The sequence below is a fragment of the Methanolobus tindarius DSM 2278 genome (genome assembly GCF_000504205.1).
GTDB classification, from domain to species: domain Archaea; phylum Halobacteriota; class Methanosarcinia; order Methanosarcinales; family Methanosarcinaceae; genus Methanolobus; species Methanolobus tindarius.
Genome location: NZ_AZAJ01000001.1, coordinates 1800678 through 1819397 on the forward strand (window position 1 = coordinate 1800678; position 18720 = coordinate 1819397).

The window sequence follows — 18720 nt, forward strand, 5'->3', positions numbered from 1 at the left end:
CGTTGGATTAAATAATAAATATAAATTCAATTTTCATGCTTTCAGGAATTATTCTCTTCATCTTTCCTGAGGACTCTTACAGTATCTCCGCGAATAGTTATAGGTATCGGTACAACCGCATCGAACAGTTCTACTGTTATTTCCTCATGTCCTTCATCGACTCTCTTCACACGTGCCTTTTCACCTTTGAAAGGACCGGATGTTATTTCGATGATTGCGCCTTCGGAGATACCTGTAACAGTTGGTTTTGGTGTGAGGAAGTGTGATATCTCCTCTATGGAAGATTGCCCTTTTACCAATGCTCTGGCGTGTGGCACGGTCTGTATTGCCTGTTCCACATCTCCGGGAGACGAAGCTTCTATTAGCACATATCCTTTCAACTCATCCGGTGCAAGTATTGCCCTGATGTCCAGATGCTCTTTCCTTGCAGATTGAGTTATCATATTTGCTACTGATCTTTCCTGATTCGCAGTTGTTTTAACTACGAATATTGCTGACTCTGCGGTCATGACTACACCCATTTAGGCATTTCCACCAGAAGTACATATATAAGGAAACCTACGAATCCGATAGCAAGGATTCCCAGACCCGCAACCTTGGCTATGGTCAAGAATTCCTCTCTGGATGGTTTCTTTGTTAGTTTGAGTACCCTCAAATATGTCTTCAGGGTTTGGTTTATGTTTGCGCTATTGATGTTGCTTAAATCAAATGAATTTTCTGCCAAAGTACTTCACAACCGGTTATGATCATTTAATAATGCATGCGTTTATTTTGAAGCCGTATAATATCAGAACTTTGTGTCTGCTGTATATAGCGCCATCAAAACTACGTCTTTAATAAAATACCTTTCGATTGGATCGCGTATATGTGCAACCCCCTCGAAAGATTCTATGTTAAAAAAGGGAGAGATTCTATTTAACAAAATCGATTCCGTATTTTCGGGTTACGTTCTTTGCGCCACCGTGGCCATATATCTGTGGTGATTTCACACCAGTGACCACTATCATTGTGCGCACAGTCTGCTCAAGTTCATCGTTGACCTGAGCTCCCCATATAAGTCTTGCCTCTGGGTCGATTCTGCTGTATACCTCCTGCACAACGCTTTCTGCTTCTGCAATTGTCATGTCCGGTCCACCGATTACATTGACAAGAGCTGAAGTTGCGCCTGATATATCAACATCCAGAAGAGGACTGCGCAGTGCTTTCTGTACGGATTCAACTGCTTTTACTTCCCCATCTGCTTCGCCAAGTCCTATCATTGCCACGCCACCATTCTGCATGACTGTCCTGACATCAGCGAAGTCAAGGTTAACAAGACCTGGTTTTGTGATAAGCTCTGTGATGCCTTTTACAGCTCTCATGAGAACTTCGTCGGATACTTTGAATGCTGCTTGGAGTGGTAATCTTGGAACAACTTCAAGGAGCTTGTCATTTGGGACTACAATTACCGTGTCTGCAACTTCCCTGAGTCTCTCAAGACCTGCTTCTGCATTTGTTCTTCTTACCTGGCCCTCTACACTGAAAGGCAGTGTGACAACGGCAATGGTGAGAGCTCCGGCATCTCTTGCAGCTTCTGCAACAATCGGTGCTGAACCTGTTCCGGTTCCTCCCCCAAGTCCGCATGTAATGAACACCATGTCACTGCCGTTCACCACGGCTGCGATTTCATCAACGCTTTCAAGAGCTGCATCCTCTCCTATCTGTGGGAGACTTCCTGCACCAAGGCCTCTGGTCTTCTTCTTACCAATGAGTATCTTCTGATCTGCTCTTATATTCAGAAGGTGCTGAGCATCTGTGTTTACTGCAATGAACTCTGCGCCTTTTATTCCCTCTTCGACCATTCTCTGAGTACTGTTGGAGCCTCCTCCACCACAACCTATCACCTTGATATTGGTGTGTAGCTGACGTAGCATCTCCTCTAATTCTGCATTTATGTCTTTATGCTCGGGGCTTGCTGCAGGTGAACTGCGGATGTTTGCCTCCTGTTCAGACCTTGCAAGTGCCTCTTCTACTATGGATCTCATTCTTTTTCTCCCTCAAATGAAAATCGTATATTGGATTACAGGTATGATTATATATATTTAATCGGACAACCGGATACGCTTTATTTTTCTTTTGTGTACCATCTCGGGCGTGATGGTCTTGCCCTCTAATACTACCGGGTTACCTTTTGCAAGTTCCCCAAGCATTGGCCCGGGAGGGATATCCAGTTCATTTGCTGCTTTCGGATCAAATTTTTCACTGATGATACAAAGTATATTATCATCAGGAATATATTTAATTTCATAATGCTCTTTTAGTATTTTAATGCATTCATTTGTAACGTTCTGCATAGCACTTTTAGTATCTTCGCCTATTCCCAGGATGGTATTTGAAAGAGTTCCGTTATTTCTTTTCATGTAGATTGGTGCACAGCATGCAAGTATTTCTTCAGTACGCTTCCTGCTAGCTTTTACTGATTCCTGGAATAATTCTTCATTAATGCTGCACAGGACAATTTCACCGTCTGGTTTTTCAGTCTCCTGTCGAGATTTTTCAATTTGAGATATAAACATCTCAGTGGCTCTGAACTTTCCATCGGGGCAGAGTTCATTGCACTTATTCTTAATGTTCATAAATATGTTCCAGGGTATTTTTCCAATCTCTCTGATGTCACTTTCTCTTAGTATTATATAGTGCAGTTCATTCATGAGTGCGGAAAGTCTTTCCCTTTCTTTTGCACTCATAGATTTTTTGTCAAAATATGCAAAATCAGCACATGACTTCTCAAAAGCCTGAATTATCATCTTTTTGTCTACAAAGGCTAGTTGATAGTCCGGGAAATTATGCCCGAATGTAACTTCTGAATCAAGTATCAGTTCTGTTTGCCTGGATGCATAATGCCCTCCTCCAAAACCAACTGCTACCGGGATATATTCTCCACATTCTTCCCGGGATGTGAACTCTTTAACGGCGTTTATTATAACTTTTGATGCAATATTTCCTGCTTCTGAATCATTCCACTGTTTTTCAGAACTTCCTATCTCTGCATAGATCATTGGTGTTTTTAAGTCCGTGGGTCCGTGATGAGTAGACTCCATATTCACCTCATAATCTACTTTATCAGAGAATGTTTTCATATTTCTCAGAATAAGGCGCAACATATGTGGTGCAGCCACCGATAACTCCTTGGGTCTTCCTCCGAAATCTGCTTTATCCGGGTTTCCTGTGAAATGGGCAGTAAGTACAGATCTTCCATCTCCACTTTTGTGTTTTGAGGCGACAACTATCAGATCAGTATCATATCCTGATGACTTCATCTTCTCATCAATTCTGTCTTCGTAAATATGATGTCCTTCAATTTCCAGTATTCTCATTTCCTGATTTTCATAAACTGAAATGAGTTCTTTCCAGTTATCCGGAACCTGCTCAATTTTTTTCCAATATTCATTTTGAAGCAGGTGGTATTTTATGTTCTGGCTTGCTGCATCGGCAGCAGAACATAATATGTTGATCTTTTTCATGTTCAGTATCCCTGTCTCTCCGGTCAGTATCAGTGACTTTGATAATTAATTATCTCTCAGTAGCTTTAATGCTTATGATGTATTCATTTGGAATGAAGTTTTATCATTGTATTGGTCTTTTTGCGCAACTGTATTTGTGCATTGAGGCAGATACTGGCTGGAATCTAACTATTATCTCAAATTATTGTAGTAACATAAAGATGTGATACTTTGGCTGAAATAACAATTAAAGGTGTATTGATAAGAAAACTGGAATATGCAGGTTTCATGGTAAAGTCCGATGAAATGGTCCTTTATATTGATCCAAATGGCCTTGGAGATGAACAAATTCCAGAAGAGAATATGGCAGACCTAATTGTTATCACGCACGAACAATATGGTCACTGTGATCCAGATTCTATCAGGAAGGTTCGCAAATCCGATTGTACTACTCTTATACCTGAAAAAATGAGCTTGCAGTTCAGGGGTGATGCCAGAAGAGTTATGGAAGGCGATTCATTAACAGGTGAGTTAAGCATCAAAGGTGTGGATATTGAAGTTCTCCCTGCTTACGCCTCATGTGAGTCAGGTCGAACTCTGGGTGAAGGTGTGGGTTATTTCTTCACATTTGGGGATCTTAGTATTTATCACGCCGGGCATTCATGTGATATTGCAGATCTGGAATCTCTCTCTCCCGATATTGTAATGTTGCCGCTTGGTGATGAACAGCTAATTAGCATACAAAAAGCAGAAGAAGCAATAACTAAACTTTCACCAGATTATGTTATTCCTATGTGTTACGACGATGCAACTAATATTAATATCTCTGGATTTGTGGATCGAATAAAGTCAGAGTGTCCATCCACAGAGGTCTTATTTTTTAAGTCATAGGTGCTTATTCATGGCAAGATCTCGAAAAAAAAACAAGGCAGTAGCTCGCAGCATTGCACAGGAGAGAATCGAGTATCTATTCTCCCTTGCAAAAACAGAATTTCCAACGAATCCTGAAATGAGTAAAAGATATGTCTCTCTTGCACGTAAAATTGGGATGAGGCACAGGGTTAGTATTCCTTCAGAACTTAAAAGAACTTTTTGTAAAAGCTGTGGTTCACTATTAGTGCCTGGAAATAATTCAAGGGTGCGTCTGAAGGGTAACTCTATAATTATATCGTGTTTGGATTGTGGTAATATCAAAAGATATCCTTATGGTAAAGAAAAAAGTGAATGATTATGGATTTATCCATGCAAGCAATTTTGTTGCCAGAAAAGCCACAGCAAATATTATTGCTCCCATGGCTAAATAGAGAAATATATTCCTGAATACTACTTCTTTTTCGGAACCGGCTTTTATTCCAAGCCCGCCGCAGCACCCTCCTCCGCATGATGTGCAGGAAACATTGCTACTGGATTCAGATTCATTATCTGCTTTGTTCAATAAAGGAATTACTGTTTTTTCAGACATTGTATCATATTCTCTCCTTTATTCTATTAGCTCTTTTGCTACTATGGGATGATTACATCTGCTCTATGGTTTTGATATTTAAAAAATCAGACGACGAGAGGGGGATTCGAACCCCCGAGGCGCAAAGCACCACAGGATTAGCAATCCTGCGCCATACCGGGCTTGGCTATCTCGTCACATTTGTAGTGTTCGTTCCTAAATGCAATTCAGGTATTTAACGTTTTCCGGGTTTAAGTGACAGGCACGCCCGAAGTCGCTGCTTTTTCCATTATCAGGTGGTCTGAAATTTCTTCTCCACCCCGCAGCCCTCCAAGCGACGATTGTCTATGGTAGGCCTGCTCCCTTCCGGGCCTGGGCTGGTTCCCACAGTTAAGATATGAGTACATTCTCTCCAGAAAGCACCTATATCAACGTCATCCAAGCAGGACGGGGTTTCTCAGTTGAAATTACAGGTTTGAAAATGGTCCAAACATCTTCTTCAGGCTTCGTCCCCCGCGTATCGGCGATTTCGGGTTACAGGTAACGCCGGGCTACCCAGACTAGCCTGCCACCCTTAGATATGCATTACAGGTTATAAAAGTATCCATTAGTGGAATTTGTATCGGTGTCTTTGATAATGTTTTATTTATCCCGCGATTGACATGTAAAAGTAATATATAGAATGCTGGACAATATTAGATAGGAGGCCTAAAATGGAAGAATTGATTGGATTTGTAACTGGTAACAAAAATCGCCAGAAATTACTTGCTCTCTTAGGTTCTAAACATCAGCTTGATGCAGGAAAACTTGCCAAGAATATGCACATTGCACGTCCATCAGTGGAAAAAATTGTGGGTGAGTTACTCGAAAAAGAGTTGATAGTTCAGGAATCTGATATGTATATGCTTACAGAATTGGGAGAGTCTCTGGAACGCAAGGTTCAGAGCATTTAACTATATTCAACTCTCTTATTTTTTAGTATCAATCCTCAGATTCATATCAAGGTATCTGTTCTGAGTTTGATTCCACTCTCTGTTATTGCATATTCTTTTATGGAGCGCTTATGCTTTGCACCTCTGGATTTAGTAACACACATGTATCTGCGGTCTCTTGCTTTGGAATTATGTAATATTAGTACGGAATCCATGATAGATGAAATGTCTATTTTTTCATTTCCCGGACATTCAGAAGGGGCTATGTCTGTAGTGAACAAAGAAGTGATATTCTTACTTTTGAGGTAACTTGTAATTGAATATATGTATCCTCTAAGTTCAAGGATGTCAGGGATAGATATCTCCATGTGGTTAGTACCATCGAAAAAGACTCTTTTAATATCATTTAATTCTGTAATTTCCTTAATCCTGTCCGCATGCTCTGCAGGATACAATTGGTTTGGGTTTGTGCAGATAAAATGCAAAAGTCCATTGTCTATGTACTTTTCTAAGTTCCATCCTATCCTTCTGGAATCCAGTATCATTTGATGGGGTGTATCTTCAAAAGTTATGATCATTGCAGCTTCATTATTGTCTAACCCTTGCAATATGAATTGCAATCCGAACAGTTTCTTACCAGTGCCGGGAACACCTGCCACCAGCAAGCTGTTGTATCGGTATAAGCCACCTTCAAACATACTATCAAGACCAGGGACTCCAATTTCGACCCTGGTGTCATCAAGATTAATTTCCTTTACTGGTCTTAAGTGTGGATATACCGTAAAACCGGATGAGTTGATGTTGTAAAGATATTTATGTGAGGTAATCTCAGAACGTTTCCCAGGATCAATTCCTCTCATTTTTATGAATTCTAGACGATGATCTGCTCTTGTGTTCCTGTCTTCTCTGGTCAGATATACTATTCCGTCAGAGAGGTGACTGACAACAGAATTATGGATCTCTGATTTTTGCAATTCCCCAACAAGGAATGTAATCATATTCCTCTCTTGCAACATGGAATCAAGTGTATAAAAAAATCTTCTTTTTTCCTGTTCAATAAAACCATATCCAAGTGGAGTAATGGGATCAATTACAAGTCTATCTGGTTTTGTCGACTCAATGATGTTTCCAATTTCTATTAATGTAGTCAATGGATCTTTTTCAGCCAATTGTCTGTTAATAGGGTGGACTTCAAAAGAGTCTTCATAAAAATCGAGTGTTGAGTTGTAAAGTTTCAGTTTTTCAGGATTTTCGGTTGTAATTGGAATGTAAAGTGCTTTCTCTCCATTTTTGGAAGCGTTTGATAACATCTGGAGTGACATTATGGTTTTTCCCACTCCTGCAGATCCTGCTATGAGTATTGTTGAGGGCGACATGATTCCCCCAAGGATTGTGTCAAGTCCTTTGATTCCACACGAAATATGTTTCAATTGGTCCATGTTATCTCTGGTTTTTCTGTCGTCTGAATAAATGTTTATTCGTTAATTTAATATATACTTTTATATAATTACTTGTTGGTGAAAATGGTGAATTACAGATGCCCTGTTTGTGAAGGTAAAATGAATCGTTGGAGATACCCTGTATTAAAAAGGTATGATCACTTTGGCCGCTCACTTGCAATTTACAAATGTGTAGAATGCGGCCATGAGGAAATGTTCCCTGATTTATGATCACTTAAAACATTGAATATACTTCTTCATGTGGATGGATAACAAATCCACCAGGGGTTATATCGTATGGGTGGATCTTCTTACTATGATCGGATCCTCTCATTTTGTATATTTCCATGCTTCGCATTCTGACGTTCTCATGCCGCTTATAATATAGTACTATAGTACCGTCAGTGACGAAGTTTTCGACACCAAATCTTGAAGGTTTGGATTCGTCAATTAATTCGCAGGTCATCATTGAAGTAAGGCCAATAACTTCCAGTGTGGTGCTGAGTTTGAGAAGTTCAATTCTGATTTTTGCAGGATCCTGCAGGTAGAAACTAACAGATGTTGTAGAATCAACAAGCGCACGTTTAGCATTAATTTCTTCCTGTGTAGCAATAATCTGATCCATCATAGATCTGATGTCAAATGGTCTCACATCAACATATTTTTCCTGAGAAGGAATGCCTATCTTGGTTGAACATGCATCAATTATTACAAGTTTGTTTTCATCTTCAAGTGCCTGAAGATCCCATCCGAACTTAAGGACATTTTCCCTTATCTGTTCAGGTCTTTCCTCAGTTGCCACAATTATTCCATTCTCACCGTATTTCGTGATTCCGTTGTAGATAAATTGTATGGAAAAATTTGTTTTTCCTGCACCTGATGTGCCTGATATAAGATATGTTCGGTCGCGTATCAGGCCACCACCACATAATTCGTCAAAACCAGGAATGCCTGTTTTTACACGATTTGTTTCATCTTCCATTGATATTTCTTCAGAAACTGCACCATCGAACATTTTATTGTTTCACTCCTAATGATTAGTAATATCCCTCATTATGTCGAAAATTTTCTGAATTATGCCAGACTTTTATTTCATGTCTCTTTTATGTAATAACATATATAAATATGTTGAACTATTCCAGCTTTAATGGCATTGATTTTATAGACATTATTCCACAATTCAAGTTTTGACATCGACGATTTGTGAAGATTAATTCATCATTTGTCTGTTTTTTCATTTAAATTCCAAAATGAATTCGACATTTACCGTTAATTGCATCGATGTTTGCCAATGCAATGCGATAATTGTTCATAATTAGACCACAAAAGATTTAATACGGCAATTGTTTAATAGAACACTTGTAATCCAATATGACGGGATTAGGAGGGTGATGAAGTCTCCTTCGGCAAAAGACGAACTCTAATGTTTATCTCAAGCTAGAAGATCAATAGGGCGAAATTCGCTTTATTTTTTGATTCTCACTCTTTTACACGAATTAAATACGGAGGAAAATTTAATGAAAAGATTTACAACAATCGCATTAGTTGCTCTTCTTGCTCTTGCTGCATTAGTAGTGCCAGCAACAGCTGTAGACGCAACAGTAGAAGTGCGCAGTGAAGTCTTCAATGGAAGTAACTTTGCTGACATCTTCGATCAGGAAACAGGCGATATCGTAATCAACAGCACGAACTTTGCTGGATTCTGGTATGATATCGATGACGACCTTTCAAGTGAAACACTCACAATCATAAATGACTCATCTGTAAGTGGAGAGGCTATTGAAGAAAATGGTCTTGTCTACAATGCAACAATCGTACAGGCAGACTATGAGGGAGACTTTGGTGGAGAAGCTGGTACAAACGCTGATGGTGACAATATCACATACCCACTCGTCGGTCTTTTTGCAGACAAGTATGTTGCAACAGATGATGAAGATGCAGGGGAACTTGTAAAGCTTCTTCTCGACACCGATGACAAGTACACTCTCAGAACCGGATCCGCAATCGAGCTCGCTGGTGGCTATGAACTTACCGCAAAGCAGATCGATGTAGAAGGTGACAAGGTCTGGATGGAACTCTCCAAGGACGGAGAATTCGTCGAGGATGAAGTTATCGATGTTACAGACGGTGAAGCAACCTGGGACTACGACGTTGATGTCGGAGACCAGTCCGATGTAATCGTCTTCAGATGTCTTATCACCGATGTTTTCCAGGGTCAGGTAGACAGCCTTGCTGTTGTTGAAGGTCTCTGGCTCATTGACTACGAGGACATCATGGAAGTTGAGACTTCAGATGAGTTCGGAGAACTTGAGGTCGACGCAGTTAGTGACACAATTACAATGAAAAACTCCGGTACAATTACACTTTCACAGGATAAGACAGTAGATATTGCAGAAGGACTTATGTTCATAACTGCAGATTCCACTGACCTCAGATTCGCTCTTGTAAAGGAATACACCGATGCTGGTACCTATGAAGTAAGAGGTTCCATTGCAGGAACAGGTACTACTACATGGACTACAAACGAATTTGCAGGTTTCTGGTATGATCTTGATGACAACGAGGGTTCAGAAGAACTTGCTATTCCAGTATCTGGTACAACCGTAGCAGAAGAAACAATGTTCTACAACACAACCATTGTCCAGACCTCCTATGAGGGAGACTTTGGTGGAGAAGCTGGTACAAACGCTGATGGCGATAATATCACATTCCCTATCATTGGTCTCTTTGCAGAGGAATACGTCTCACTAGACGATGAAGATGCAGGAGAACTTGTAAAGCTTCTTCTTGACACCGATGACAAGTACACACTCAGAACCGGTTCCGCACTCGAACTCGCTGGTGGCTATGAACTTACCGCAAAGCAGATCGATGTAGAAGGTGACAAGGTCTGGATGGAGCTCTCCAAGGACGGAGAATTCATAGAGGACGAAGTTATCGATGTAACCGATGGCGAAGCAACTTGGGACTACGACGTTGATGTCGGAGACCAGTCCGATGTAATTGTCTTCAGATGTCTTATCACCGATGTTTTCCAGGGTCAGGTAGACAGCCTTGCTGTTGTCGAAGGTCTCTGGCTCCTTGACTATGAGGACATCATGGAAATCGAGTCTTCCGATGAGTTCGGAGAACTTGAAGTTGATTCAGTAACAGATACAATTTCAATGTTCAACTCAGGTACCATTACTCTCTCACGTGACAAGGAAATCACTCTTGCAGAAGGCTTCATGCTTAAGACAGCTGATGATTCAACACTCAGATACTACCCATTCGTCGAGAGAACAATCGGTGGAACTGTAGCTGAAGAAGAGGAAGAAGAAACTCCTGAAGAAGAAGTAGTTGAAGAAACTCCTGAAGAAGAAGTAACTGAAGAGACTCCTGAAGAAGAAGTAACTGAAGAAATGCCTGAAGAAGAACCAGAAGAAGAACCTGAAGAAGAAACCGCTGATGACCAGGCACCTGGATTTGAAGCAGTCTTCGCAGTAGCTGGTCTCCTTGCAGTAGCATACCTCGTCAGAAGAGACTAAATTTCTAAAATGAAGAAGGGTTAATCCCTTCTTTTTATCTTTTTTAATAATGAGTTATTTTTCAAAGAGGTGTAACCATGAAAAAAATATTATTGGTATTAATACTAAGCATTTTAATGTTATCAATCTCCGGTTGCACGGATGAAGTAGTCGAAGAAACGTCTGTGACGACGGAAAATGTTTCTGAATCCGAAGTCGTTACAACGGCAGATACTATTGCTGATTCAGCAACAATTGTTGATCTTGTACCAACTGAGAATCTTCCGGCAAACTATGAATTACTTGGTACTCGTGAACTGTCCGCAGAAACAGTAGGTTCTGATTATTCAGTGGTAGAGGGCGTTGTAGGGGGATTAGAAGGTCTCTATACCTATATGGAATCCACAGATGTTTATGTCGATGTTATTGAAACAAGCAGTGCTGAAAATGCTGAAGAATTTATATCTTCATATAAGGATGAATTCAGTAACCTCGTAGTTGGTGACAGATTTACTGAAACGTCTGTTAACGGGCACTCTGCTGTGCAAATACTTGATTATGCAACAATAGGTACAAACGACGTTAAAAGATATACTTACATATGGAGTAATAGTAAGTTTGTATTTGTTGTAGGCGGCGCAACAGATGATTCTGATGTTCTTCTCACATTGGCCGAATCAACCGGATATTGATCCGGGCCAATATCCTTTTTAGTTCCAATTTTATTCTTTTGACAGTCTCTCTTTCAATCGATATGCTTTAATATTACCTTGTCCTTTTAGGTGCTGCACTGCCCGGATAGCCTAGTTGGTTGGGGCGCCAGACTCATAGGGAATAAAATTCCGTGCGTCCAAAATCTCCTGAGATATCTGGAGGTCGCGTGTTCGAGTCACGCTCCGGGCACTCTTCCTTATTTTTCTTTTATTTCAACGCAAAGCATATATGTTGCAAGTCAGTAAGGTTAGTCATGAACTTTCAGATACTGGATGCTGATTACATAGGGCATGAAAGCGGTCCTGTGATCCGTCTTTTTGGTCGAGCTGAAGATGGACAAAGCGTCTGCTGTTTTGTACCGGGATTCGAGCCTTATTTCTATATGAATGCAGAAGGGGAGCTTGATAAGCTTGCCACTATGTTAAAAGAAAGATTTGATGTAATCAAAAAGGTTGAGATTGTCCCTAAATATGAACCTGTAGGTTATCAGGTTTCAAAGAAACCAATGTTATGTATCACTACAATGGAACCACGCAATGTTCCTGAAATACGTGATGATGTTCTTACTCTCCCCGGTGCTAAAGAAGTATATGAAACTGATATTCTTTTCAGAAATCGTTTTATGATTGATATGGATCTGCATGGGATGGGTTGGGTCACTGCTGAGGAAGTTTCAGATAGTCAATTTTCCAACGATCACATTTATTGTGATTCTGTTTTTACGGCTTCTTCTCTCAAAGAAACTGAAAAGCTCTCCATTGCTCCACTTAAGCATGTATCGTTCGATATAGAATGTCTTCCCATAGACGGCTCAATGCCTGTTCCGGAGACATCCCCTGTTATCATGATTAGCATGTCTTTCAGTCCTGCATTCAAAGGTCATGATACTCTTGTTCTGGTCTCAAAGAAGGTGGAAGGTGCAGGGGAAGATGTCATGTGTTTTGATTCCGAAACTCAAATGCTTAACAATTTTTTTGAGTTATTCCAGGAGTATGATGCTGATATAGTATCAGGTTATAACATAAATGATTTCGATATTCCTTATATTGCTGACCGTGTTGCTATTCTTTCCAATTCCGGTGAAATCCTCCGGCCAACAGTTGGACGTGATGGCAGGGTATTGAGCTACCGTAAGATTGGTAATAGAACAATGGTTTCAATTCCGGGTAGGGTTGTAGTGGATGCATTGCCGCTTATACGAAGCCAGTACAGTCTTAAACGTTACACACTCAGGAATGTCTCAAAAGAGCTTCTGGATATGGAGAAACTGGATGTTGCACCATCTGAGATGGAGGAATACTGGCGAGACGATGGTGAAAAACTCCTGAAATTCATAGATTATGCACGTAGGGACTCTGAGCTTGCAATAGAGCTTTTCCTTAAACTTCGTCTTCTCGACAAGCACATAGCAGTGGCTCAGGTGAGCGGTTCTCTTCTACAGGAAGTTGTTGATGGCGGCCAGACCTCAATGGTTGATAATCTTCTTTTGAGGGAATATGGTAAACAGGGTAGAGTTATTCCTCCAAAACCAAGTGATGAGCTTGTAGCAATGAGAAATCGCAGTAGTGAAGGCTTGAAGGGTGGCGAGGTGCTGGAACCTAAAAAAGGCCTTCTTGAGAATGTTGTAATTCTCGATTACAAATCACTTTATCCTACTATTATGATGGCTCACAATCTCTGTTATACGACTGTTGTGGAGCAAGACCGTCCTGCAGAAGATGAAACTATAGTTCCTCCGTCTGGTGGTGAGTTTGTATCTGCAGATGTTTCTAAAGGTATAATGCCATCAATTCTTGAAAGTCTGCTTCAGAGGAGAGTTGAGACCAAAAAGAAAATGAAAAATGCATCAGATGCATCTGAATATCGTGTACTTGATGCTACTCAACTTGCACTGAAAATTCTGCTTAATAGTTTTTATGGTTATTCCGGATATACCCGTGCAAAACTTTACAGTCTGACCCTTGCAAATGCTGTTACCAGTTTTGGCAGGGAAAATATTCTCAATACACGAGCTCTTGTTAATGGTGGTATAAGTAAGGTTATTCTTAAGGATGGTTCTGCTTATTTCACAGAGGAATTATCATCCATTGATCCTGATGATCACGTAGTATCCCTGTCAGTTGTTTATGGTGATACTGACAGTGTCTTTGTCCAGTGCAGTTCAAAACAGCAAATCTCTCTTGATGATGCCGGTCTGGTGGGCAGTAAAATAGCTGCAACAGTTTCAGCTTCTCTTCCTGATCCAATGGAACTGGAGTTTGAATCCATTGCAAAACGCGCTTTGTTCATTGCAAAGAAGCGTTATGCTATATGGGTTTTTGAACGTGCCGGGGATGAATGGAAAGATGATATAAAGGTAAAAGGTATGGAAACAGTGCGCAGGGATTGGTGTGAGCTCACATCCAAGACTCTTAACCGTATCCTTGAGCTGGTGCTTAAAGAAGGTAATGTAGAGGCTGCTGTACAACATGTTCGAACTGTGGTAGATGGTGTAAGAAATATTGATGTCAAGAATGATTCTGATATTATTGAAGATCTGACTATGACTCGCATGTTCTCAAAAAAGGCAACCAGTTATAAAAATAAACAACCTCATCTGACTGTGGCGGAAAAAATAGAAGAAAGGACAGGAACTCCTCCTCCGGTTGGGGAACGTATTCCTTTTGTGATCATAGCAGGCAAGGATCTTTTTGTGAACCGTGCTGAAGACCCTGAATACGTCAAGGATAACAATATTCCTATTGATGTGGACTATTATATCAAAAAGCAGCTATTGCCGCCTGTAGAGCGCATTCTGGGCGTTTTTGGAGTGGATATGGCAAACCTTGACTATGATTCAAAGCAAAAAGGTTTGTTTGACTTCTCCGACAAGCCACAGGAATCTCCCGTTAAAAAGTATGAACAAAAGGAATCAGAAGTAAAAACTCAGCAAACACCTGTGAACAGGAAGTCACAGAGTTCGCTGTTTGATTTCTAATATTTTAGTTGCTTTTTAAGTTCAATTAAGATCTTTTCTTTTGGCTTCTGCAATGTAAACTATACTTTCACATATATTGCATGCATGATCTCCTATTCTTTCAATGTAACGGAGCACAAACAGGAGGTGTGATGCGTTGGTAATTATGCTTTCATCTGCAACCATCATTTCAATAAGCTCTTTTTCAATGGAATAGAACATTCTGTCTATTTCATCATCTTTTTTTGCAGTGGCTTCCGCAAGTTCGGCATCATTAGTTTCAAAGGCTGTCATTGCCTTTTCAAGCATTCCACTAGCAATTTCTGCCATTTTAGGGATGTCTACAAGTGGCTTGACATGATCTCCTTCCATCCTTTCTGCAATTTCTGCTATATTGACTGCAAGATCGCTCATTCTCTCTATATCTATTGCTATTTTAAGGCAAGCTGTAACAAATCTCATATCTTTTGCAGTAGGACTTTGAAGCGCTATTATTTGGGATATTGATTTCTCAATTTTCATTTCATAGTCATCAATTGGTTGATCTCCGTCAATAACGCTTTTTGCAATTTCTGTGTCAATCTCTTTTAATGATTTAATGGAATTATTAATAGCCTCGGTTGCAAGTTGGCCCATGTTTATTACGTCATTTTTCAAAATATCAAGAGATTCATGGTATTTCTCACGTGTCATTTTGTCTCTCCTCGTTCTCTTTAGTTCACTCAATATATTATGGTTAAATTTTATATTTTTGTAGATTTATATGTTTGGAATGATCGTGTCACTATATATTATATATAGTCATATTTAGTTTATTTATTTATCATGCTATAAATAAAATGTGATTTTGTATGATGTCTTTTTAAGATGGCATCTATGCTTGATTCAAGCATTATTATCCATTTTTAATAGTTGTTTAATCTTCCAGATAGCAGAACTAATCTGGTATTTAGAAAAGTGAAAGTTCGGTTTAACCATTATAATAATTTATATCTGGTTAAACCTGATTGCCTGTTGCAATTAATTAAGATTTACTCTTTTGCCTTCAGTCATGTACACAATACTCTCGCAGATATTGCATGCGTGATCTCCCATTCTCTCAAGATAACGTAATACCAATAGAAGGTGGGATGCATTGGATATAATGGCCTTGTCCTCAATCATCATATCAATAAGCAGATTCTGGGTTCCATAAAATAGACGGTCAACTTCATCATCCTTTGAAGCAGTGTCTTTTGCCAGCTCTTCATCAAGTGTTTCAAAGGCCTTGATAGTCTGTTGCAGCATCTCGTCACATAGATTTGCCATTCTTGCTATATTATTCAATGCTTCTGAGTCTTCTTTTTCCATACATTTTGCAACATTGGAAATATCAACTGCAAGATCACTCATTCTTTCAAGATCAATTGCTATTTTAAAGCAGGATATCACAAGTCTCATATCGCCTGCAGTCGGATTCTGGCGTGCTATTAACTGTGTAGTGCATTTTTCGATTTTCAGTTCGTATTTGTCAATTTCCTCATCGCCCTGAAATATCTTCTCGGCAAGTTCCGCGTCCTGTGTTTTGAGAACCTGCACAGAGTCTACAATAGCATTATGGGATAATTTCCCCATTTCAATTACGAATTCTTTAAGTGTATTCAGATTTTGCTGGAATTGATCACGTGGCATATAACTTCACCCGAATCTGCCGGTGATATAATCTTCAGTTTCTTTCTGCTGTGGATTTTCAAAAATCTGGTTTGTTTTACCAAATTCTATCAGGTCACCCAGCAGGAAGAATGCTGTATAGTCAGATATCCTGGCAGCCTGTTGCATATTATGTGTTACAATGACGATTGTGTAATCTTTTTTGAGCTCGAGAATGAGATCTTCGATTTTACTTGTGGATATAGGATCAAGTGCACTACATGGTTCATCAAAGAGGATTACTTCAGGTTTTACTGCAAGTGTTCTTGCAATACAGAGCCTCTGCTGTTGTCCGCCACTTAGGTCAAGAGCAGATGCATCAAGCCTGTCTGAAATCTCTTCCCAGAGTGCTCCGGATTTGAGTGCATTTTCAACAATTGCCGGCATCTCTTTTTTGCCCATGCTGTGGATTTTTGGTCCATACGCAATATTGTCGAATATTGACATTGGGAAAGGATTTGGTTTCTGGAAAACCATTCCTACTCTTTTCCTAAGGTCTACAACATCTGTATCCTTGGAGTATATTTCTTCACCACTGATGTTTACGTGACCTTCTATCCTACAACTGGGAATGAGGTCGTTCATCCTGTTAAGGCATCTCAGAAATGTTGATTTTCCACATCCTGAAGGGCCTATAAAAGCTGTGACGCTGTTTTTGGGAATATCTATCGATATGTCATGGAGTGCGTGATTGTCCCCATACCAGAGATTAAGGTTTTTAACCTCAATTTCGGTACCGTTATCGCTGGTTTCTGGCATATGTTATCCTCTTGGTCTGATATTGAATTAGGCTTAGATTATCTTTTGAGCTTTTTTCTGTAGTGTGATCTAACAGTCACTGCAACTATGTTCACACTCAGTACGATTATTAGCAGTATCAGGGCAGTACCGTATTGAATCGGTCTTGTCTGGGTAATGCTGGTGCCTGAAGTTGCAAGCACATAAAGGTGGTATGGCAGTGCCATGAATTCTGAGTATATTGAATCCGGGAGTCTTGGTAGGAAATATGCTGCTCCTGTTAGCAGAATTGGTGCAGTTTCACCTGCTACTCTTCCAACACTAAGGATTGCTCCGGTTATCATTCCGGGAATTGCAGCTGGAAGGACTACTCTTCTAATAGTTTCCCACTTTGTTACTCCAAGGGCAAGTGAGGCTTCCCTGTACTCTTTAGGTACTGTGAGTAGTGCTTCCTGGCTTGCTCTGATTATAACCGGAAGTATCAGCAGTGCAAGTGTAAGGGATGCAGAAAGAATTGAAGGCCCAAAGCCAAGGTACTTTACAAACATTGCAAGTCCAAACAGTCCAAAAACTACGGATGGTGTTCCTGCAAGGTTGCTAATGGCCATTTCAATTGCCCATGTTGTTTTTCCGGGTTTTGCATATTCTGTAAGGTAAATGGCAGAAAGCATGCCAAGTGGCATTGCAACAGCTATTGAACCTATTATAAGGTATGTTGTACCCATAATTGCAGGGTATATTCCACCTTCTGTCATTCTGTGCCTTGGCATCTCTGTTATGAATTCGATACTTAGGGCACTGTATCCGTTAGATACTATATAATAAAGAATTACCAGTACAAAGAGAACAACCAGTCCCGTTGCCAATTTCAATATCCCGAAGGCTATCTTTTCGTTTGTTTTTGCATTGGAAAACATGGCTATCACAGGTCGAACCTATATCTCCTTTTAATGTAGTTGGCTATGATGTTGATTATGAATGTAGTAATGAAAAGTACGGAACCGATTGCAAAGAGTGCATGGAAGTGGTCGCTTCCCTGTGGGACTTCTCCCATCTCGAGGGCAATTGTTGCTGTCATCGTTCTGACAGGTGCAAAAAGGCCGGAGGGGAATCCCGGGATTACGGCTGAGTTACCTGTAACCATCATTACTGTCATTGTCTCGCCGATAGCTCTTCCGATTCCAAGCATGACAGCTGCAGATATCCCAGAAAGGGCTGCAGGGACTGTTACTTTGTATATTGTCTGCCATCTTGTGGAGCCCAATGCAAGTGATCCTTCCTTGATGGATCGTGGTACTGCGCTGATGGCATCTTCTGAAATTGATATGATTGTAGGCAAAGCCATAATGCCTAGCATGATTGAACCTGTAAGTGCTGTCTGGCCAGTGGGCAGTCCCAGTGTCTTCTGCACAATAGGTACAAGTATAACAAGACCAAAGAAACCGTAAACAACAGAAGGAATTCCTGCAAGTATTTCGGTTATTGGTTTCAATAAATTAGCAATTTTAGGATTAGCAAGTTCTGAAATGTATATTGCTGCTGCCAGTCCAAGTGGGACTGAGAATAATATTGCTCCAACAGTTACTATCAATGACCCAAGAAACAGTGGTAATAATCCGAAATGTTCCGGGTCGGCTGTTGGGTACCATTTAGTGTCGGTTAAAAAATTACTAACCGGATAATTTTCAAATAATAATACTCCGTCACGGAATAAAAAAATACAAAGGAGGAAAAGGACAATAACTGCCACTGCTCCCGATGCAAAGAGGAGCGACTCTATGCCCTTTTCCTTCAGGTATCTGTTTAACATCTATTCCTCTGAT

The 18720-nt window shown here is 40.2% G+C and carries 18 protein-coding genes, 2 tRNA genes and 1 other RNA gene; 7 read left to right on the plus strand and 14 right to left on the minus strand.

From position 1 onward, the window contains the following. Window positions 1-41 precede the first annotated feature (41 nt). From METTI_RS08675 to METTI_RS15145, 4 genes are all read right to left on the minus strand, one after another. A complete protein-coding gene (locus METTI_RS08675) occupies window positions 42-509 on the minus strand; it encodes a transcription elongation factor Spt5 (protein ID WP_048135990.1) in 468 nt (155 codons plus the stop codon). A 2-nt stretch (window positions 510-511) separates the two neighbouring features. Continuing rightward, a complete protein-coding gene (locus METTI_RS08680; RefSeq protein WP_394296225.1) occupies window positions 512-694 on the minus strand; it encodes a protein translocase SEC61 complex subunit gamma in 183 nt (60 codons plus the stop codon). A 217-nt stretch (window positions 695-911) separates the two neighbouring features. Further along, complete coding sequence (gene ftsZ, locus METTI_RS08685) at window positions 912-2024, minus strand: cell division protein FtsZ (protein WP_023845448.1); 1113 nt, start codon at window positions 2022-2024, stop codon at window positions 912-914. 57 nt (window positions 2025-2081) lie between these two features. Beyond that, window positions 2082-3503: a D-aminoacyl-tRNA deacylase gene (locus tag METTI_RS15145; protein ID WP_023845449.1), complete on the minus strand. Its 1422-nt coding sequence runs from the start codon at window positions 3501-3503 to the stop codon at window positions 2082-2084. A 210-nt stretch (window positions 3504-3713) separates the two neighbouring features. On the opposite strand from METTI_RS15145, the gene METTI_RS08695 reads away from it, so the two are divergent. Further along, entirely contained in the window at window positions 3714-4373 is a 660-nt protein-coding gene (locus METTI_RS08695; RefSeq protein ID WP_023845450.1) for an MBL fold metallo-hydrolase, read from the plus strand. 10 nt (window positions 4374-4383) lie between these two features. After that, window positions 4384-4710, plus strand: coding sequence for a ribonuclease P protein component 4 (locus tag METTI_RS08700; protein ID WP_023845451.1), 327 nt, complete (start codon window positions 4384-4386; stop codon window positions 4708-4710). On the opposite strand, the gene METTI_RS08705 is transcribed toward METTI_RS08700, so the two are convergent. The 3 genes from METTI_RS08705 to ffs all read right to left on the minus strand — a co-directional run bounded on the left by METTI_RS08705 (window position 4711) and on the right by ffs (window position 5494). Further along, window positions 4711-4944: a hypothetical protein gene (locus METTI_RS08705; RefSeq protein WP_023845452.1), complete on the minus strand. Its 234-nt coding sequence runs from the start codon at window positions 4942-4944 to the stop codon at window positions 4711-4713. A 91-nt stretch (window positions 4945-5035) separates the two neighbouring features. Next, a tRNA-Ser gene (locus METTI_RS08710) sits at window positions 5036-5120 on the minus strand. Window positions 5121-5179: 59 nt separating this feature from the next. Next, an RNA gene (ffs, locus tag METTI_RS15565) (signal recognition particle sRNA) lies at window positions 5180-5494 on the minus strand. Window positions 5495-5636: 142 nt separating this feature from the next. On the opposite strand from ffs, the gene METTI_RS08715 reads away from it, so the two are divergent. Then, window positions 5637-5876 carry a MarR family transcriptional regulator gene (locus tag METTI_RS08715; RefSeq protein ID WP_023845453.1) on the plus strand — a complete coding sequence of 80 codons (240 nt, stop codon included), beginning with the start codon at window positions 5637-5639 and terminating at the stop codon, window positions 5874-5876. Window positions 5877-5917: 41 nt separating this feature from the next. Here the strand turns inward: METTI_RS08715 and METTI_RS08720 are convergent, their stop codons facing one another. Next, on the minus strand, window positions 5918-7294 hold the full coding sequence (locus METTI_RS08720; protein ID WP_023845454.1) for an ATPase domain-containing protein: 1377 nt from the start codon (window positions 7292-7294) through the stop codon (window positions 5918-5920). Window positions 7295-7529: 235 nt separating this feature from the next. Next, complete coding sequence (locus METTI_RS08725) at window positions 7530-8309, minus strand: ATPase domain-containing protein (RefSeq protein WP_023845455.1); 780 nt, start codon at window positions 8307-8309, stop codon at window positions 7530-7532. Between the two features lie 502 nt (window positions 8310-8811). Between METTI_RS08725 and METTI_RS08730 the strand changes: the two genes are divergently transcribed. The 4 genes from METTI_RS08730 to METTI_RS08745 all read left to right on the plus strand — a co-directional run bounded on the left by METTI_RS08730 (window position 8812) and on the right by METTI_RS08745 (window position 14491). Beyond that, window positions 8812-10821, plus strand: coding sequence for an S-layer protein domain-containing protein (locus tag METTI_RS08730; protein WP_023845456.1), 2010 nt, complete (start codon window positions 8812-8814; stop codon window positions 10819-10821). A 116-nt stretch (window positions 10822-10937) separates the two neighbouring features. Next, window positions 10938-11492: a hypothetical protein gene (locus METTI_RS08735; protein ID WP_156916269.1), complete on the plus strand. Its 555-nt coding sequence runs from the start codon at window positions 10938-10940 to the stop codon at window positions 11490-11492. A 100-nt stretch (window positions 11493-11592) separates the two neighbouring features. After that, a tRNA-Met gene (locus METTI_RS08740) sits at window positions 11593-11703 on the plus strand. A gap of 64 nt (window positions 11704-11767) precedes the next feature. Then, the gene (locus tag METTI_RS08745) at window positions 11768-14491 is read left to right on the plus strand and encodes a DNA-directed DNA polymerase (protein WP_023845458.1); all 2724 of its coding nucleotides are present in this window, start codon (window positions 11768-11770) and stop codon (window positions 14489-14491) included. Between the two features lie 21 nt (window positions 14492-14512). On the opposite strand, the gene phoU (METTI_RS08750) is transcribed toward METTI_RS08745, so the two are convergent. The 5 genes from phoU (METTI_RS08750) to pstC form a co-directional block, all read right to left on the minus strand. Next, window positions 14513-15163: a phosphate signaling complex protein PhoU gene (gene phoU / locus METTI_RS08750; protein WP_023845459.1), complete on the minus strand. Its 651-nt coding sequence runs from the start codon at window positions 15161-15163 to the stop codon at window positions 14513-14515. A 327-nt stretch (window positions 15164-15490) separates the two neighbouring features. After that, window positions 15491-16141 (minus strand): phosphate signaling complex protein PhoU, encoded by a 651-nt coding sequence (gene phoU, locus METTI_RS08755; protein WP_023845460.1) that lies wholly within the window; start codon window positions 16139-16141, stop codon window positions 15491-15493. 6 nt (window positions 16142-16147) lie between these two features. Next, window positions 16148-16918: a phosphate ABC transporter ATP-binding protein PstB gene (pstB, locus tag METTI_RS08760; RefSeq protein WP_023845461.1), complete on the minus strand. Its 771-nt coding sequence runs from the start codon at window positions 16916-16918 to the stop codon at window positions 16148-16150. 38 nt (window positions 16919-16956) lie between these two features. Then, complete coding sequence (gene pstA / locus METTI_RS08765; protein ID WP_023845462.1) at window positions 16957-17814, minus strand: phosphate ABC transporter permease PstA; 858 nt, start codon at window positions 17812-17814, stop codon at window positions 16957-16959. A 5-nt stretch (window positions 17815-17819) separates the two neighbouring features. After that, the gene (gene pstC / locus METTI_RS08770; RefSeq protein WP_023845463.1) at window positions 17820-18707 is read right to left on the minus strand and encodes a phosphate ABC transporter permease subunit PstC; all 888 of its coding nucleotides are present in this window, start codon (window positions 18705-18707) and stop codon (window positions 17820-17822) included. Between the last annotated feature and the right edge of the window lie 13 nt (window positions 18708-18720).

Bases quoted from the DNA above. Each gene is read 5' to 3' on its own strand.
- METTI_RS08745 (WP_023845458.1), top strand. From the start codon at position 11,768: ATGAACTTTCAGATACTGGATGCTGATTACATAGGGCATGAAAGCGGT.
- METTI_RS15145 (WP_023845449.1), bottom strand. From the start codon at position 3,503: ATGAAAAAGATCAACATATTATGTTCTGCTGCCGATGCAGCAAGCCAG.
- pstC (WP_023845463.1), bottom strand. From the start codon at position 18,707: ATGTTAAACAGATACCTGAAGGAAAAGGGCATAGAGTCGCTCCTCTTT.
- pstB (WP_023845461.1), bottom strand. From the start codon at position 16,918: ATGCCAGAAACCAGCGATAACGGTACCGAAATTGAGGTTAAAAACCTT.
- METTI_RS08725 (WP_023845455.1), bottom strand. From the start codon at position 8,309: ATGTTCGATGGTGCAGTTTCTGAAGAAATATCAATGGAAGATGAAACA.
- ftsZ (WP_023845448.1), bottom strand. From the start codon at position 2,024: ATGAGATCCATAGTAGAAGAGGCACTTGCAAGGTCTGAACAGGAGGCA.
- METTI_RS08715 (WP_023845453.1), top strand. From the start codon at position 5,637: ATGGAAGAATTGATTGGATTTGTAACTGGTAACAAAAATCGCCAGAAA.
- METTI_RS08720 (WP_023845454.1), bottom strand. From the start codon at position 7,294: ATGGACCAATTGAAACATATTTCGTGTGGAATCAAAGGACTTGACACA.
- METTI_RS08705 (WP_023845452.1), bottom strand. From the start codon at position 4,944: ATGTCTGAAAAAACAGTAATTCCTTTATTGAACAAAGCAGATAATGAA.
- METTI_RS08735 (WP_156916269.1), top strand. From the start codon at position 10,938: ATGTTATCAATCTCCGGTTGCACGGATGAAGTAGTCGAAGAAACGTCT.
- METTI_RS08730 (WP_023845456.1), top strand. From the start codon at position 8,812: ATGAAAAGATTTACAACAATCGCATTAGTTGCTCTTCTTGCTCTTGCT.
- METTI_RS08675 (WP_048135990.1), bottom strand. From the start codon at position 509: ATGACCGCAGAGTCAGCAATATTCGTAGTTAAAACAACTGCGAATCAG.
- phoU (WP_023845460.1), bottom strand. From the start codon at position 16,141: ATGCCACGTGATCAATTCCAGCAAAATCTGAATACACTTAAAGAATTC.
- METTI_RS08700 (WP_023845451.1), top strand. From the start codon at position 4,384: ATGGCAAGATCTCGAAAAAAAAACAAGGCAGTAGCTCGCAGCATTGCA.
- phoU (WP_023845459.1), bottom strand. From the start codon at position 15,163: ATGACACGTGAGAAATACCATGAATCTCTTGATATTTTGAAAAATGAC.
- pstA (WP_023845462.1), bottom strand. From the start codon at position 17,814: ATGTTTTCCAATGCAAAAACAAACGAAAAGATAGCCTTCGGGATATTG.